The organism is Nostoc sp. NMS2 (assembly GCF_017115105.1).
Classification (GTDB): domain Bacteria; phylum Cyanobacteriota; class Cyanobacteriia; order Cyanobacteriales; family Nostocaceae; genus Nostoc.
Genome location: NZ_JABXKH010000131.1, coordinates 50758 through 67271, shown reverse-complemented (window position 1 = coordinate 67271; position 16514 = coordinate 50758). Strand labels below are relative to the sequence as shown.

14 protein-coding genes are annotated in these 16514 nt (G+C 44.2%); 9 read left to right on the top strand and 5 right to left on the bottom strand.

The window, feature by feature from the left end; translation table 11 throughout:
• Positions 1-116: 116 nt before the first annotated feature.
• The 8 genes from HWQ36_RS23200 to HWQ36_RS23165 all read left to right on the top strand — a co-directional run bounded on the left by HWQ36_RS23200 (position 117) and on the right by HWQ36_RS23165 (position 7406).
• Complete coding sequence (locus HWQ36_RS23200; protein WP_012410234.1) at positions 117-536, top strand: cupin domain-containing protein; 420 nt, start codon at positions 117-119, stop codon at positions 534-536.
• Between the two features lie 225 nt (positions 537-761).
• Positions 762-1091 carry an iron-sulfur cluster assembly accessory protein gene (locus tag HWQ36_RS23195; protein ID WP_292706933.1) on the top strand — a complete coding sequence of 110 codons (330 nt, stop codon included), beginning with the start codon at positions 762-764 and terminating at the stop codon, positions 1089-1091.
• A gap of 125 nt (positions 1092-1216) precedes the next feature.
• Positions 1217-1600, top strand: coding sequence for a 30S ribosomal protein S12 (gene rpsL / locus HWQ36_RS23190; RefSeq protein WP_292706859.1), 384 nt, complete (start codon positions 1217-1219; stop codon positions 1598-1600).
• 552 nt (positions 1601-2152) lie between these two features.
• A complete protein-coding gene (gene rpsG, locus HWQ36_RS23185) occupies positions 2153-2623 on the top strand; it encodes a 30S ribosomal protein S7 (protein ID WP_094331156.1) in 471 nt (156 codons plus the stop codon).
• A gap of 137 nt (positions 2624-2760) precedes the next feature.
• A complete protein-coding gene (gene fusA, locus HWQ36_RS23180) occupies positions 2761-4839 on the top strand; it encodes an elongation factor G (RefSeq protein ID WP_292706856.1) in 2079 nt (692 codons plus the stop codon).
• 23 nt (positions 4840-4862) lie between these two features.
• Entirely contained in the window at positions 4863-6092 is a 1230-nt protein-coding gene (gene tuf, locus HWQ36_RS23175; protein ID WP_292706854.1) for an elongation factor Tu, read from the top strand.
• Between the two features lie 157 nt (positions 6093-6249).
• Positions 6250-6567 carry a 30S ribosomal protein S10 gene (gene rpsJ / locus HWQ36_RS23170; RefSeq protein WP_008232935.1) on the top strand — a complete coding sequence of 106 codons (318 nt, stop codon included), beginning with the start codon at positions 6250-6252 and terminating at the stop codon, positions 6565-6567.
• Between the two features lie 191 nt (positions 6568-6758).
• On the top strand, positions 6759-7406 hold the full coding sequence (locus HWQ36_RS23165) for an LON peptidase substrate-binding domain-containing protein (protein WP_292706816.1): 648 nt from the start codon (positions 6759-6761) through the stop codon (positions 7404-7406).
• Positions 7407-7529: 123 nt separating this feature from the next.
• Here HWQ36_RS23165 and pheA read toward each other — a convergent pair whose 3' ends face one another.
• Positions 7530-8405 carry a prephenate dehydratase gene (gene pheA, locus HWQ36_RS23160; protein WP_292706814.1) on the bottom strand — a complete coding sequence of 292 codons (876 nt, stop codon included), beginning with the start codon at positions 8403-8405 and terminating at the stop codon, positions 7530-7532.
• Between the two features lie 276 nt (positions 8406-8681).
• On the opposite strand from pheA, the gene HWQ36_RS23155 reads away from it, so the two are divergent.
• On the top strand, positions 8682-9269 hold the full coding sequence (locus HWQ36_RS23155) for a DUF1997 domain-containing protein (RefSeq protein WP_292706812.1): 588 nt from the start codon (positions 8682-8684) through the stop codon (positions 9267-9269).
• A gap of 8 nt (positions 9270-9277) precedes the next feature.
• Here HWQ36_RS23155 and HWQ36_RS23150 read toward each other — a convergent pair whose 3' ends face one another.
• The 4 genes from HWQ36_RS23150 to HWQ36_RS23135 all read right to left on the bottom strand — a co-directional run bounded on the left by HWQ36_RS23150 (position 9278) and on the right by HWQ36_RS23135 (position 16185).
• The gene (locus HWQ36_RS23150) at positions 9278-9934 is read right to left on the bottom strand and encodes a ribonuclease HII (RefSeq protein WP_292706811.1); all 657 of its coding nucleotides are present in this window, start codon (positions 9932-9934) and stop codon (positions 9278-9280) included.
• 8 nt (positions 9935-9942) lie between these two features.
• A complete protein-coding gene (locus HWQ36_RS23145; RefSeq protein ID WP_292706810.1) occupies positions 9943-12105 on the bottom strand; it encodes an Rne/Rng family ribonuclease in 2163 nt (720 codons plus the stop codon).
• An 853-nt stretch (positions 12106-12958) separates the two neighbouring features.
• Positions 12959-15706, bottom strand: coding sequence for a TIGR03936 family radical SAM-associated protein (locus HWQ36_RS23140; protein ID WP_292706809.1), 2748 nt, complete (start codon positions 15704-15706; stop codon positions 12959-12961).
• 149 nt (positions 15707-15855) lie between these two features.
• Positions 15856-16185, bottom strand: a complete 330-nt coding sequence (locus HWQ36_RS23135) for an STAS domain-containing protein (protein ID WP_292706807.1) — start codon at positions 16183-16185, stop codon at positions 15856-15858.
• Positions 16186-16514: the final 329 nt, after the last annotated feature.

The window sequence follows — 16514 nt, the reverse complement described above, 5'->3', positions numbered from 1 at the left end:
TTATCTTTATCAAGGTGCGACAAAATTGCTGATTTTCAAGGTTGCAACATAGCGCCAGATTTTTTATCAATAGTTAAGAGTACAGACGGTTTGTTATGTCTTCAAATGAGGTAATTATGGCTCGATATCAAGAAACTACACAGACTGACACTCTACACCTACCTTCAACTATCACTTCTAGGGGCGTTGCTGCAACTGAGTTACGTCCCTGGGGTGCTTTTACAGTTTTGGAAGAAGGGCGTGGATACAAAATTAAGCGCATCGAAGTTAAGCCCGGACACCGCCTCAGTTTACAAATGCACCATCACCGCAGCGAACATTGGATTGTCGTCTCTGGTACAGCTAGGGTAACTTGTGGCGAGAAAGAAGTATTACTGAGCAATAATGAGTCAACTTATGTACCCCAATGTACATCTCATCGTTTAGAAAATCCTGGCGTGATTCCCTTGGTGTTAATTGAAGTGCAAAATGGCGAATACTTGGGAGAAGATGACATTATCCGCTACCAAGATGACTATGCCCGTACTAAGGATTAAAGCTTTAATCTAAAAACTGAATAGATTTTTGTGCAAACCGTCTTTACGAACCACTGCACCCCAGAAGTCCCTACCTAGTTAAGGTGGGGACTTAATCGTGTTGTGCTATAAATGTAGTAGCGATCGCGCTTATGGCTTCGGTAATTTGGAATTTTCGAGAAGCGAGAGTTAACCCATCTGTCTGTAAAATGAAAATGGGGTATTCAATTGCAAAAAACGAGTTCCATGATTCATCTGAGTCAAGCAGCCGCGAGTGAAATTGGGCGAATCAGGTCCAAGCAGCAGCCAAATGTCTTGTTTCGATTGGCAGTAAAGCCAGGTGGCTGTTCTGGGTTATTTTATGATATGTCCTTCGATGAAGCAATAAAAGTTGACGACCAGGTTTTTAAGTTGGATGAGATTCAAATAGTCATAGATGCTACAAGCTTAAATTACCTCAACGGTTTGAGGTTAGATTATTCAGAAGACTTAATGGGTGGCGGTTTTCGCTTCCACAATCCCCAGGCGATCGCCACCTGTGGGTGTGGCAATTCCTTCTCGACAACTAATCAATAGTCCTTAATTAGCGATCATTTGCTAAGAATAAAGGAAAAATTACGATTGACATAAAACACTAAAAAACGATATAATCAGGATTTGTTAAAACTTAGACATATAAGCAGCTTTACGCGCTGTAACTCATGCCAACAATACAGCAGCTAATACGTAATGAGCGCGAACTAGCGCGTCAGAAAACAAAGTCCCCGGCTCTGAAACAATGCCCTCAACGTCGGGGAGTTTGTACCAGAGTATACACGACCACACCAAAGAAGCCTAACTCAGCTCTACGGAAAGTAGCAAGAGTCAGACTTACATCTGGATTTGAAGTCACAGCTTACATTCCAGGTATTGGTCACAACTTACAAGAACACTCAGTTGTGATGATTCGTGGCGGTCGGGTTAAGGATCTACCAGGCGTGAGATACCACATTATCCGTGGCACCCTAGATACAGCCGGAGTCAAAGACCGTAAACAAGGGCGTTCCAAATATGGAACCAAGCGTCCGAAAGAAGCGAAGAAATAGGATTAGGCGATTAATCGCACCCAACACGGTTAATCGTCTATCTTAAAAAGCGCTAAAGGACAAAAAAACTATCAGGGTCTGTGTTCTAAGAGCAGTCATGAAACCTGCTCAAGTCTGTTTAAAAAAATCAAGCAAGCTACATCTACACTAAGCGAGCAAGTGTAGAATTTCTGAGGAGAAGGCTGTAACCCACAGCAGAATTCTTATCTGGACATTAAGGTTTAGAATCTTGTCACCTTAAGTATTTAGTTGCAGGTAGCAAGTCCATGAATTTTAGATTTTAGACTTCGACTACGCTCAGTCGAGCGATTTGCAATTTTGGATTGGTCGAACCCACAAGGGGATGAGGCTTACAGACTTTTGATTTTTCCAATCCTTGTGGTCGGAACATCTACCAAAAACTCTAATCCAAAATTGGCAGTCAATAGGTCAGCCTTGCTGCAACAGTCGAAAACAAAATTGAAAAAGTCTGAGGGGTGGGTTCCACAGCTTTTAGTTTCCGGTGTCTGATAGCATATAATTTCGTTGCCAATTCCGCATTAAAGGTGAAGTATGTCTCGTCGTGGTGTTATTCAAAGGCGCCCAGTTCCGTCTGACTCCGTATATAACAGTCGCCTTGTGAGCATGATTATCAGGCGAATCATGCGTCATGGCAAGAAATCACTTGCCGCACGAATTGTTTATGAAGCATTGAAAACTATTGAGGAACGCACTGGTAACGGTGCCTTAGAAACCTTTGAAAGAGCAGTGCGAAATGCCACGCCTTTAGTAGAAGTAAAAGCTCGGCGAGTAGGTGGAGCAACCTACCAAGTACCAATGGAAGTGCGTACAGAACGCGGCACTACCCTAGCACTGCGTTGGTTAGTGCAATATTCCAGGTCTAGACCAGGCCGGACAATGGCAAGCAAACTGGCAAATGAGTTAATGGATGCTGCCAACGAAACTGGCAATGCTATTCGCAAACGCGAAGAAACGCATCGGATGGCGGAAGCTAACAAGGCATTTGCACATTATCGTTATTAAGTAGAAAAGCGATATATCACCTTGCCGAAGCGGTATATCGTGGATTTACGAAAAAAGACGGTTTTCCGTAAAAGTATAGAATCTTAACAAAGAGTAATATACAAGATATCATGAGGCAAAAACTATAGGAGGTAGCTGTGGCACGCACGATCCCGCTAGATAAAGTACGCAACATTGGTATTGCGGCGCATATAGATGCGGGCAAAACAACAACAACAGAGAGAATATTATTTTACTCTGGGATAATTCATAAAATTGGCGAAGTTCATGAAGGAACTGCCGTCACAGACTGGATGGAGCAGGAGCGGGAGCGGGGAATTACTATTACTGCTGCTGCTATCAGTACCAGTTGGAAAGATCATCAAATTAACATTATCGATACTCCGGGTCACGTAGACTTCACAATTGAAGTTGAGCGTTCCATGCGCGTGTTGGATGGCGTAATCGCAGTATTTTGTTCTGTGGGCGGCGTGCAACCGCAGTCTGAGACAGTGTGGCGACAAGCAGAACGCTATAAAGTTCCTCGGATCGCCTTTATCAACAAAATGGATCGCACCGGAGCGAACTTTTATAAAGTTCACGAGCAAATCCGCGATCGCCTGCGGGCAAATGCGATCGCCATTCAACTACCAATTGGTAGCGAAAACGACTTCCAAGGTATTGTTGACCTAGTAGGGCAACGTGCGTATATTTACGCTAATGACCAAGGAACTGATATCCAGGAAACCGATATCCCGGAAGAATTACAAGCGCAGGTAGACGAATTCCGTACCAAGCTAATAGAAGCTGCGGCAGAAACCGATGATGCTTTAATGGCTAAGTACTTTGAGGGCGAAGAACTTACAGAACAGGAAATTCGGACTGCCCTCCGTAAAGGCACAATTGCAGGGACAATTGTACCAGTACTTTGCGGTTCAGCATTCAAAAACAAAGGCGTACAGTTGATGCTGGATGCTGTTGTCGATTACCTGCCAGCGCCAAGTGAAGTACCACCAATTCAAGGCTTACTGCCCAATGGCGATACTGTTGAGCGGCGGGCTGATGACAACGAACCCCTAGCAGCTCTGGCATTCAAGATTATGGCTGACCCTTACGGTCGCCTCACATTTGTTCGCGTTTATTCTGGTGTCCTGAAAAAGGGCAGCTACGTTCTCAACGCTAGTAAGAATAAAAAAGAACGGATTTCCCGCTTAGTTCTCATGAAGGCAGATGATCGGCAAGATGTCGATGAACTGCGAGCGGGTGATTTAGGAGCAGCTCTGGGATTGAAAGACACCTTGACAGGTGACACGCTCTGTGATGATGGATCGCCAGTAATTCTGGAATCCCTATTCATTCCTGAGCCTGTGATCTCGGTAGCGGTTGAACCCAAAACCAAGAACGACATGGACAAGTTGTCCAAAGCTCTGCAATCTCTCTCAGAAGAAGACCCCACCTTCCGTGTCCGTGTCGATCCCGAAACAAACCAGACCGTAATCGCGGGTATGGGAGAGCTACACCTAGAAATTCTAGTAGACCGGATGTTACGAGAATTCAAGGTGGAAGCGAATGTAGGTGCGCCACAAGTAGCTTACCGAGAAACAATTCGGAAAGCTGTGAACAAAGTTGAGGGCAAATTCATCCGCCAAAGTGGTGGTAAAGGTCAATACGGTCACGTTGTGATCAATTTGGAGCCTGGAGAACCCGGTACTGGCTTTGAATTCGTTTCCAAAATTGCTGGCGGTACAGTACCTAAAGAGTACGTTGGTCCTGCAGAACAAGGGATGAAAGAAAGCTGCGAATCTGGTGTTCTAGCTGGATATCCGTTGATTGACGTTAAAGCGACGCTAATTGATGGGTCATACCACGATGTAGACTCTTCAGAAATGGCTTTCAAAATCGCTGGCTCAATGGCGATGAAAGAGGCTGTGCTGAAAGCTTCACCTGTCATCTTAGAGCCTATGATGAAAGTTGAGGTTGAAGTTCCTGAAGACTATATGGGGAACGTCATTGGCGACCTAAACACCCGCCGAGGACAGATTGAAAGCCAAAGCACCGAAAAGGGACTCGCTAAGGTAACATCCAAAGTTCCACTGGCGAGTATGTTTGGCTACGCCACTGATATCCGGTCAAAAACGCAAGGTCGGGGTACCTTCACGATGGAGTTCAGCCACTACGAAGAGGTGCCTCGCAGCGTAGCTGAAACTATCATTGCAAAAAGCAAAGGGAACGCTTAGTTAAAATAAGGAAATGAGCATTCATGGCACGCGCAAAGTTTGAAAGAAATAAACCCCACATCAATATCGGTACAGTTGGCCACGTTGACCACGGTAAAACCACGTTAACGGCAGCCATCACCATGACCTTGGCAGCTATGGGTCAGGCTGTAGCTAAGGGCTACGACCAAATTGATAATGCCCCAGAAGAAAAGGCACGGGGTATTACCATCAATACTGCTCACGTAGAGTATGAAACCGAAAGTCGGCACTATGCTCACGTAGACTGTCCAGGACACGCTGACTATGTGAAGAACATGATCACCGGTGCTGCCCAAATGGACGGAGGTATCCTCGTAGTTGCTGCTACCGATGGCCCTATGCCCCAAACCCGCGAACACATTCTGTTAGCAAAACAGGTTGGCGTTCCCAGTCTGGTTGTCTTCTTGAACAAAGAAGACTTGATGGATGACCCAGAACTCTTGGAACTAGTGGAACTAGAACTGAGAGAACTGTTAAGCAGCTATGATTTCCCTGGCGATGATATCCCCATTATCAAAGGCTCTGGTCTGCAAGCTCTTGAAGCAATGACCAAGAATCCTAAGACCAAAAGAGGTGAAAATCCTTGGGTAGACAAAATCTACGAATTGATGGATGCTGTGGATTCTTACATCCCCACTCCTGAGCGGGATGTTGATAAACCCTTCCTGATGGCTGTAGAAGACGTATTCTCAATCACAGGTCGTGGTACTGTCGCCACTGGTCGGATTGAACGGGGTATAGTCAAAGTTGGCGATAACGTTGAACTAGTTGGTATCAGAGATACTCGCGCCACTACCGTAACTGGTATTGAAATGTTCAAGAAGAGTCTTGACCAAGGGATGGCTGGAGATAACGCTGGCGTACTACTCCGGGGTATCCAGAAGGCTGATATTGAACGGGGTATGGTAATTGCCAAACCTGGTTCGATTAAACCTCACATGGAATTTGAAGGTGAAGTATACGTTTTAACAGAAAAAGAAGGTGGTCGTAAGACTCCATTTTTCGCTGGCTACCGTCCCCAGTTCTATGTACGGACAACCGATGTAACTGGTACTATCAAAGCTTACACCTCAGATGAAGGCAAAGAAGTAGAAATGGTGATGCCAGGCGATCGCATCAAGATGACAGTAGAATTGATCAACGCGATCGCTATTGAGCAAGGAATGCGCTTCGCTATCCGCGAAGGTGGACGCACCATTGGTGCTGGTGTGGTCTCCAAAATTATCAAGTAGCACCTTTTTGCTCATAACAAAGGAGCAGAGATGATATAATTCCTCTCTGCTCCTTTCTCTTCCCTTAATTAATTTTAGATTTTGGATTTTGGATTTTGGATTAAATCTAAAATCTAAAATCTAGAATCTAAAATCTCTAGAACCTGGAAAATTAAAGATGGCAACTCTACAGCAGCAGAAGATTAGAATTCGCTTACAGGCTTTTGACCGACGCTTATTAGATACATCTTGCGAGAAGATTGTAGACACAGCTAACCGCACCAACGCTACAGCTATAGGCCCAATTCCTTTACCCACAAAACGACGGATCTATTGTGTGCTGCGATCGCCTCACGTAGATAAAGATTCACGGGAACACTTTGAAACCCGCACCCATCGCCGGATTATTGACATTTACCAGCCTTCTTCTAAGACTATAGATGCCCTGATGAAATTGGATCTACCATCGGGTGTAGATATCGAAGTCAAACTTTAATTTAGTCATTAGTCATTGGTCATTAGCAAAGGACAAATGACAAAAGACATTAGTATAAATAGTGACATAGCCCTGAAGAAATATATCTCAGGGCTTTTATTTAGCTAGGAAACAAATGATAGAATATAGACAAAATACGGGAAAAGCAGAGAAAAAGAAATTTTAAAGATTAAGTTTATACCAAGGCAACAATGACATCATCTTCTAAAATTGCAGTTCGTGAACTACCTCTATTCCCGTTACCCGAAGTAGTTCTGTTTCCTACTAGACCATTGCCTCTACACATCTTTGAATTTCGCTACCGAATCATGATGAACACGATTTTGGAGAGCGATCGCAGGTTCGGTGTTTTGATGGTCGATCCTGTTAAACGGACAATTGCAAACACTGGTTGTTGTGCAGAAATCGTTCATCATCAACGGCTGCCAGACGATCGGATCAAGATGTTGACTTTAGGGCAGCAAAGATTTCGTGTATTAGAGTATGTTCGTGAAAAGCCATACATGGTTGGCTTAGTTGAGTGGATTGAAGACCAACCATCGGCTAAAGATTTGCGACCTTTGTCAACTGAAGTAGAACAACTCCTGAAAGATGTTGTGCGTCTATCAGCCAAATTAACCGAAAAAAATATCGAACTGCCAGAAGATTTACCTGACCTACCAAGAGAGTTATCTTATTGGGTAGCGAGTAATCTTTATAATGTAGCCGCAGAGCAACAGTTATTGCTAGAAATGCAAGATACTGCAACTCGTCTAGAGCGAGAAGCAGAAATTTTAACTTCTACTCGGAATCACTTGGCAGCTCGCGCTGTTCTCAAAGACACATTTAACGAAAAGTGATGAGTAGAGACGTGATTAATCACGTCTGTACAGCAGTTAGAAGTTAGGAAAAATAACAAAAAATAAAATATTGGCAATTTATAATTTGTAGTCCCTAGCTGATAACTGATAACTCTTAACTTCTCAAGTAACAGCGCTGATCGGCAAAACATTGTAAGCGCCAAGAATTTTTAAAATTTCTGTGTGGGTAGTTAATTCTGCTAAAGCAGATTGCATTTGTGCTTCCTTGGCATCCACTTCTAAATCCATGAAAAACAAATATTCGCCTAGCGATCGCTTCGTCGGACGAGATTCAATCCGGCTAAGGTTAATTCCTAGTTGAGCAAAGATTTGCAAAGGTTTGACTAATGCACCGGGTGTGTTAGCAGGCATACTAAAAGCTAGCGATGTATGACTGGTAGGTGTTGTTGATGTCTGGTATCTAGCGTCCGCCTCACCCTGACTTACTACCCAAAAACGAGTACAGTTTTCTGGATAGTCGTTAATACCAGTGGCAAGTATGGGCAGGTTGTAGAGTTGAGCCGCTCTACTAGAAGCGATCGCTGCTGTTGTTGTATCTTGCTCCAATCGCTGTAGTGCTTCGGTTGTAGAGTTGCTGGGAATAATCTGTACAGTCGAGAGAAATCGCTCTAACCATCTCTGACATTGTGCCAAAGCTTGTGGGTGAGAATAAATAGTTTTAATTTTATCTAAGCTAGACGCACAGGAGATTAACGTATGGGCAATGGGTAATACCAAAGCCAACTGAATTCGCAAACTATCTAACTGCCAGAGTGTATCCAGTGTTGTGGTAACACTCCCTTCAATAGAATTTTCCACTGGCACAACAGCTAGGTGAGCTTGACCATCAGCAACGGCGTGCAGTGACTGCGATATTGTGGGATAGGGAGATAACGTAGCTTCAACTCCCCTACTTTTAATCAACCAGTTGACATAAAGAACAGCTGCTTGTTCTGCGTAAGTGCCGGGAGGCCCTAAATGTGCAATCGATAGAGTCATGCCTTTAGCCTTGAGTTGTGAGTCTAATGTATAAACAGAGATTATGATATTTTGGCTTTGGCAAATATATTCAATATTTACTCTTGGTAAAAACTGTTATCTCTAAAAGGGGCTAGTCCTAATCTATATTTCTTGTACTAAAGATAGTAATGAGCGTACCAAATTTTTGCTAATGCTGTATAGCTGATAAGCAACGATAATTTTGTACTTTTCTAATAATTAGATTTAAGTTGTTAAAAAATATTAAAATTAAAAGACAGATATTTTTATCCGCTCATGGCTACCCGGTTTACTGCCTCCCAATCGGTTGAAATCGCTGTTCCAGAGCAGCCTATTCACATTCAGCACTACTTGCGTCAGCCCCAACGTCTAGTTAAGGCTTTGGCTGACAACACCAGGACTCAGCAGCTTTCCGAGGAAGTATTTCGCTTGAAAATGCGTCCGCTCACTTTTATGTCATTAAGTATTCAACCGACTGTAGACATGAGAGTTTGGGCAGAATCAAATGGAATAATTTATTTGCGATCGCTAGGCTGTGAAATCCTGGGTTTCGAGTATATTAACCAGCGCTTTGCCCTTAATTTAAAAGGACATTTGTCTCCCAAAGAGTTTAGCACTGGCACTCGTCTGCAAGGAAGGGCTGATTTAGAAGTGCTGGTGGATTTACCACCGCCATTTTCCTTTACTCCTAAGCCAATTTTAGAAGCTACTGGTAATGGTTTGCTCAAAAGCGTGCTGTTGTCGGTTAAGCAACGGTTATTAAATCAACTTTTGGCTGATTATCGCAACTGGGTGATATCACAAACTAAAGATAGAGGACTTGACAGTGACAGTACCGAATTGCCAATCTTGAATCCTGAGTAATCATTTAATCACTCAGTGTTCAATACTTTGATTTGGCAAGGACGAAAAGACTGACGATGTAGGGGCGATGGCCCGTATTGTTGCAGAGCCAGCAAATGCCGTTGGCTACCATAACCCTTATTACGCTCTAGGTTGTACATAGGGTATTTCAATGCTAGACGTAGTACCAGATCGTCACGCCAAACCTTGGCAACAATACTAGCAGAGGCAATAGTGAGCGATCGCTCGTCCCCCTTAACTATTGTTTGTTGTGGCAATAGCAAGTTTTTGATTGACTGATTGCCATCAACCAAGCATAGTGCGGGCTGTACTTTTAACTTCAGTACAGCCCGCTTCATTGCTAACAGCGTCGCTTGCAAAATATTTATCTTGTCAATTTCGGCAGTAGAAGCAAACCCAATTTTCCAGTCTATAGCCAGCCCACAAATTTGCTGTGCTAGCTCAGTTCTCCGAGAACTAGACAACTGTTTACTGTCTTTAATTTTAGCTGCCATCAGTATTGGCAAAGCATGATCTGGGAGGATCACTGCTGCCGCCACCACCGGGCCAAATAGAGCGCCTCGCCCTACTTCATCCACACCTGCAACCAATCCTGGAATCTCTGACAAGGTAGAAAACTCCAGCCAATTGGATTGTTCCAAGGGCGTTGGCGATGTTTCTACCATAAAGCAAATTAATTATCCTCGATCGCTGAGGAACGACGGCGGCGACGGCGGCTAGCAGTGGCGGCGCTGTTGGCATCACTTTCATCTGCGATCGCATTGGCGGTGCTTGCATCACTTTCATCGGCGATCGCTTTGACGGAGGCTTTTGCAGACAAGCTTTCCGAAGGATTGGCAGCCAACTCAGATGGTTCAGTTGTCTCTTCTATCAAAGATTTTTGTTCTGGCTCAATAACTTTTGGTATTGGTAACTTAGTTGCAACTACTTCAGGTGTTACTTTTTGGGCAATAGGTGATTCTGAGATGGATTCAGTTGGAGTCGTTCGCACTTGACCAGGCTGAATCACATTAATAATCACAGATTTGGTATTTTTAACCTCTTGCTCTAACTTCACCAAGGGAGATATTCCCATCAAGGCAAACATATCCTGTTCTGGGAGGCTCATTTCTACAGTTCTAATCTCCGGTGGTTCTACCACTGGTTTAACTGGTTCTGCCTTGATAACTTTAGCACGCTCTACAGTGCGCTCTACTCTTTCATTCCAACCTGGTTTACCAAGGGTGGGTGAGGGAATTTCTGGTATAACTCCTAATTCTGGTTCTATATCAAGGTCTAAATCTGGCTCGTTGACAAAAGCTAGTGGATTGGCAATAACCCGAGATTCATCTTTCCCGTTTAACCCATTGATGCCAATTCGACTGCGGCGAGTGCGGGTACGACGCTTATTATCATTAAGTTCTTGATAACTAGGATGATTAATCAGATTTAGGTTAGCCGATTCCGAGTCGCCTTCAAATGCTTCCCCAAACCCATCATAAGTTTCTCTTTCTCGTGGTTCCGGGACGCGGGCAGCTGGCTGACGTGGTTCTCGGTGAGGTAGGGATACAAAACGCTCACGCTCTGGTGTTTCTGCGGGTATTGGTAATCGGTTTTCGAGTTCTCCAGGCAGACGCACAGTATGCCCTAAACCGCCGCACGTGGGACAAGTTTCACCAAACAATTCGTAAATATTTTGACCCTGACGTTTGCGGGTCAGTTCTACTAAACCCAGTTCCGTAAGTTGAGCAATCTGGGGACGAGCTTTGTCTGCTTTGAGTCCTTTATTAAAGTGTTCGAGAACTTGCAGTTGGTCACGTCGTGATTCCATATCAATAAAATCAACGACAATCACTCCGGCGATATTCCGCAGACGCAACTGGCGAGCAATTTCGGTTGCAGCTTCGCAGTTTGTCCACAAAACTGTTTCTCTAGCTGTTGCCGATCGCGTGAAGGAACCTGAGTTAACATCGATTACGGTTAGTGCCTCCGTTGGCTCGATGATGATATAACCTCCAGAAGGTAGGTCTACTCTTGGTTTCAGGGCTTCTCGAATGGCAGCACTGATGCGGAAATACTCTAAAATTGGGGAGCGATCGCGGTGATGATCGATCAACAATCCTTGCGGTGTTTGACCGCCACTCCAATTCTGCAAGTACTGTTTGACACGCTTCAAACCAGTACTGGAATCTACGACAATCCGATTGACATCCGCGCCGTACATATCCCGCAATACGCGCTGGATAAAGTCATCGTCTCGGTTGAGTAGTGCTGGGGCACGGGTAGAATGCGCTTCCTGCTGAATCGCCTCCCATTGCTTTTGCAGCAACTCCAAATCTTCCATAATCGCTTCTTCTGGTTTGCCTTCGGCTTCTGTACGCACGAGCAAACCCATTCCCGCCGGTTTGACCAAAATCGCTAGTGCCCGCAAGCGGTTGCGCTCACTTTCACTTTTAATTCGTCGGGATAAATTTACCCCTCTACCATAAGGCATCAGTACTACGTAGCGTCCGGGTAAGGTGATATTACCCGTGAGCCTGGGCCCTTTTGTTCCCGTTGGCTCTTTCATTACTTGCACCAAAACTTTCTGCTGTGGTGCTAATAGTTCTGTAATGGCTGCTGCGGTACGCTTTAGCTTCAATGGCCCCAAGTCGGTGACATGAATAAAACCGTTACGCTCTGGGTCGCCAATATTCACAAAAGCCGCATCTATCCCAGGTAGTACGTTTTCTACTACCCCTAAGTAGATATCACCTATTTGATGATGACCGGTAGCAACAACGAGTTCCTGTATTTGATCTTCGGAAAAGACAGCAGCAATTTGGTGCTGCTCCGCGATGATAATTTGTTTTGGCATTCAATTTCCTCAAAAATTGGCAGCACCAATAGGTCTGGGGGTTTGTTATACCTTTGTTGCCCTTGCAACCCTCAAAAGGCGCTACTGATGATAAAAATCGCAAACCTGATGTTCTAAGTTAAATAGCTATTGGCGCTCTTAAGAGCGTTTTCACGGCGGATTATTCCAGAACGGCTGCATGTTTAAGCAATTAAATCAACCGTCTATGGTTGATTTGCAATGCAATCCTCTCAATGAAGAGAGTTCTGAGTTGAAAGTTCTGAATCCTGAGTGAGTTTTTAACTCAGGAAGCTTTTTTTGAGAGTAACCTACTGAAGTCGTTAAGAAAAAGAAACTATTTCTATTTTCCATTCCCTGGATTTATTCTTAAGGGTTATACTCAGCAACGCCAGCTGCTACCCTACTTTTAAGCGGCGCTTTGCGCGTCTGGTGAACGTCTGCAAATTGGCTTAACCTACAGCAGTTGTTTACCCTACGGTAACAACAAGGGCGAACAACTCTAGATGAGTAACGCACTAGCTCTTGGGCAATACTGGGGGTTAGACATTCAGCAGTTGTTGAAAAAGTATGGATTTAGAGAAGCTAACTGAGCCTGCTGTTAGTTACTGATTCACAAGGTAGCTATAGAGAGAGAGTGTGTTCTTTAATCTGCCTCAGTTTGTCTGGGATAAAATCCTAGAAGTTGCACTCTAATATCTTTGCTTTTGCCCCCTGAACACCAGGGTAGTGAACCAGCTAATTCAATGCAGCGCCAGAAAAATTCTCTTCACCCCATTCTAACGCAACCTTGCTAAAAATCAATTCCGACGATGTATCATGTTAGGACAACTACTAGCAAGCTGCCCTACAGGGATTATACCGCTAAAATTAGCCGATTGCGGTGGATGTGTAGGAGTTGAAATTCTCCACTAGCCACTGTCCCTAGCATAAACAGGATTTGTTCAGGACGCAATAGAAAACCATCTTGGCGATAGCTACCTACATAACGGATAACAGATATAGATTCTGCAATGCCTTTGTGGGTTTCTATTAATTCCAGTTCAAATAAGCGATCGCGCAGATTTATTAACTGGCTCTTGCCTGACTTTGTTGTATGCTCGTACCAAAGCTCATCTTTTGCTTTGATGGTATCAATCCAGTTTTGCCATTGTATAGGTGTTGTTTCTTCAAGTGCTGCTACGGTAATTAAATATTCTGCGGTTTCTAACAGTTGAGTAGCTGCCGGAGTTTTTAAATCTATCTGCTCCACATTATATATAGGTATGTCTGTGGGCATTTCCCGAACCAATTCTTCTCGAAAAATATCGATATCCACTGGTACAGTTAACTCAAAATCCGCAATTTCACCACTACTAGTAGCCCCTAGAGCCAATGCAGTTGCTACAGAAATTCGCGGCATTGGATGAAACCCACCAGTAAAAGCAATTGGCAAGCCTGCTCGCCGCACAACTCGGTCAAACAGACGGATTAAATCTAGGTGGCTTACCAAAGCCATGTTACCTTGTTTTCCAAACCAAACTCGTAGTCGTTGTGCCTTGGTTGTGTTGGGAACAAACTCGCCAGCGAATTGTGGGATAACAGGTGGTGCAATCACGACGTTATGGCCAAAGTCGGTTCCACATACGCCACAGTGAGAACAACCTTCAAAAGAGCAGTCGGGTACAATTGCGGCTGCTAAGGCACGTTGCAAGTCTTCTTTGAGCCAGTTTTTATCAATCCCGGTATCAATATGATCCCAAGGTAGGGGAGTATCGAGGGAGTGGGGAGAAATGCGATTAATCGCGTCTGTACTTGGGAACGCGATTAATCGCGTCTGTGGGGTATTTTCCGCATCTGGCGATTTGTTCTGCTCTTGTGCGTGAAACAAATTCCATTCGCCATTTTCTACTTGGCGGTATTTCCAATCTAGATCGGCTTGAGCGATCGCATCTCCCCAAGCGCTAAAAGCTCGATCTAAATTTTCATACCAGGAATCCATCCCTGCACCCAATTCCCAGGCGCGGCGGACTACTTTGCTCAAATTGCGATCGCCTCGTCCCACAAAATCTTCCATTGCCGAAATGCGGACATCGGTAAAATTTACCTTTATTCCCTTCATCCGACGGAATTCTTGCCGCAACAGGTTTTGTTTGCGCTTAAATTCAGTGGTAGAAACTGAGTGCCACTGGAATGGTGTATGGGGCTTGGGCGTAAAGTTAGAAATTGTCAGGTTAAAGTTTAGGGGTTTTCTGCCTTTACCCCGACATTCTCGCTGTAGCCAGCTGACTGTTTCCGCAATGCCCAAAACATCAACATCCGTCTCACCCGGCAAGCCAATCATAAAATACAACTTGATTTTATCCCAGCCTTGCTCCCAAGCGGTTTTCACTCCCCGCAACAATTCTTCATTGGTCAAACCTTTATTTACGATGTCTCGCATCCGCTGAGTACCAGCTTCTGGAGCAAAAGTTAATCCACCTTGCCGCGTACCTCCAAGGATATTAGCAATATTTTCATCAAATCTGTCTACCCGTTGGCTTGGTAGAGTCAGAGAAATGTTTTCATTTTTTAAGCGATTTTTGATTTCCATCCCCACTGCTGGTAGGGACAAATAATCAGAACAACTTAGAGATAGTAGGGAAAACTCATTGTAACCAGTTGCCCGCATTCCCTGTTCAATTGCTTCTACAACCTTATCGGGTTCCACATCCCGTGCTGGCCGAGTCAGCATTCCTGGTTGACAGAAGCGACAGCCACGAGTGCAACCGCGCCGAATTTCAATCGTCAAGCGGTCATGTACCGTTTCTACGTAGGGAACTAACCCAATAGAATATGCTGGTATAGGGGTTGCAACCCGTCGCAGAATTCGTTTTGGTACGTCAGAGCGACAAGGATGCACTGAGCCATCCTCTGCCATGTCGTAAAACTGAGGGACATATACGCCTGGTATCTGTGCCAAATCCAGTAATATCTCTTGCCGACTCAATTCTGCTTGTTTGCCTTCTTCCAATACCAAACCAATTTCTGGCAGTAGTTCCTCTCCATCTCCAAGGGCGATAAAGTCGAAAAAGTCGGCGTAAGGCTCAGGATTCGATGTTGCTGTTTGCCCACCAGCAAAAACCAACGGATAGGAGGGCTGGGTATCGCTAAATTCTCCCCTGCCCCCCTGCTCCTCTGCCCCTCGGTCACTGAGCGTAGCCGAAGTGCTGCTTCCCTGCCTTTCTTGCCACGTCAAGGGAATTCCAGCCAGATCCAACATTTCTAGGATATTAGTTGCACCCAGTTCGTAACTGAGGCTAAAGCCTAAAATGTCGAATTCTGTGAGCGATCGCTTTGACTCTACCGCAAACAATGGCGTATTAGTTTCGCGTAGTTTGGCCGCCAGGTCTTTTCCTGGGAGGTAGGCGCGATCGCACAATTGACGCGGTTGGGCATTCAAGATGTTGTATAGGATAACGTGCCCTAAATTAGATGCACCGACTTCATATACTTCCGGGTAGGTTAAGACCCAGCGTATTGCTGCCTTATCCCAAGCTTTGTGTACTGCTAAACGCTCATTACCAAGGTAACGCCCTGGTTTTAAAATATCCGATGTTATTAATTTCTCAACTGCAACAGCCACTGTGCTATCTTCTAGCCACCTTAATTACAGCTACCCAAACCAAACTTTAGCATTTAATTAGGTCTTCTAACATAATTTATCGTTGTAACTTATAACTCCTTTACATAAAGTCCGCTTTTTAACTGAACCTTTGTGCTTTTGCATAAAGTTTATGTTGCGGCTAACTCAACTTCACCATCCAATATTTCAAACACTCTATCAAGTTGCGTTAGTTCAAAAATAATTCTAATTGACGGAGCAACAGCACAAAGTCGGAAACCCCTTCCTAAACTAAGAGCTAGTTTGTGTATAGATAACAATGCCATCAACCCCGCGCTGTCTAACGATTCTACTGCGGCGAGGTCTACTACCAAGATGGAAATATCATTTTGTGCCAACGCTGTGGTCATATCTCGTTCAAATTCCAAGGCGTTTGTAGCATTCAAACACCCTTGGGGGCGAATGACTGCAATCTTGGGATAGTTAAGCACTGCTTGCATAGTTACATCCTATTGAGAATTATTGAAGCGTCAAGCTAAGGATTATTTGAACATAAACTCTATTCTGTTGCATCGACCATACGTCTTAGCTCTCTTTGCTGAATCTTTATTTCTTTAGTATCTCTGTTTAAAGATTGTTATAATTCCAGGTTAAAATGTGTTTATATATACTTTTTTTTTATCTCAGTTCAAAAACAATCAACATAGACAGCCATAGAGCAAACAAATCATCAGTAACTATGCTGAGAAAACTTGCTTAGTCTATAACTCAAGCTAATTTAGCCAAGTCTTAACGGTAAGTTAAATCTCCCACTTTAGCGTTGCTGATG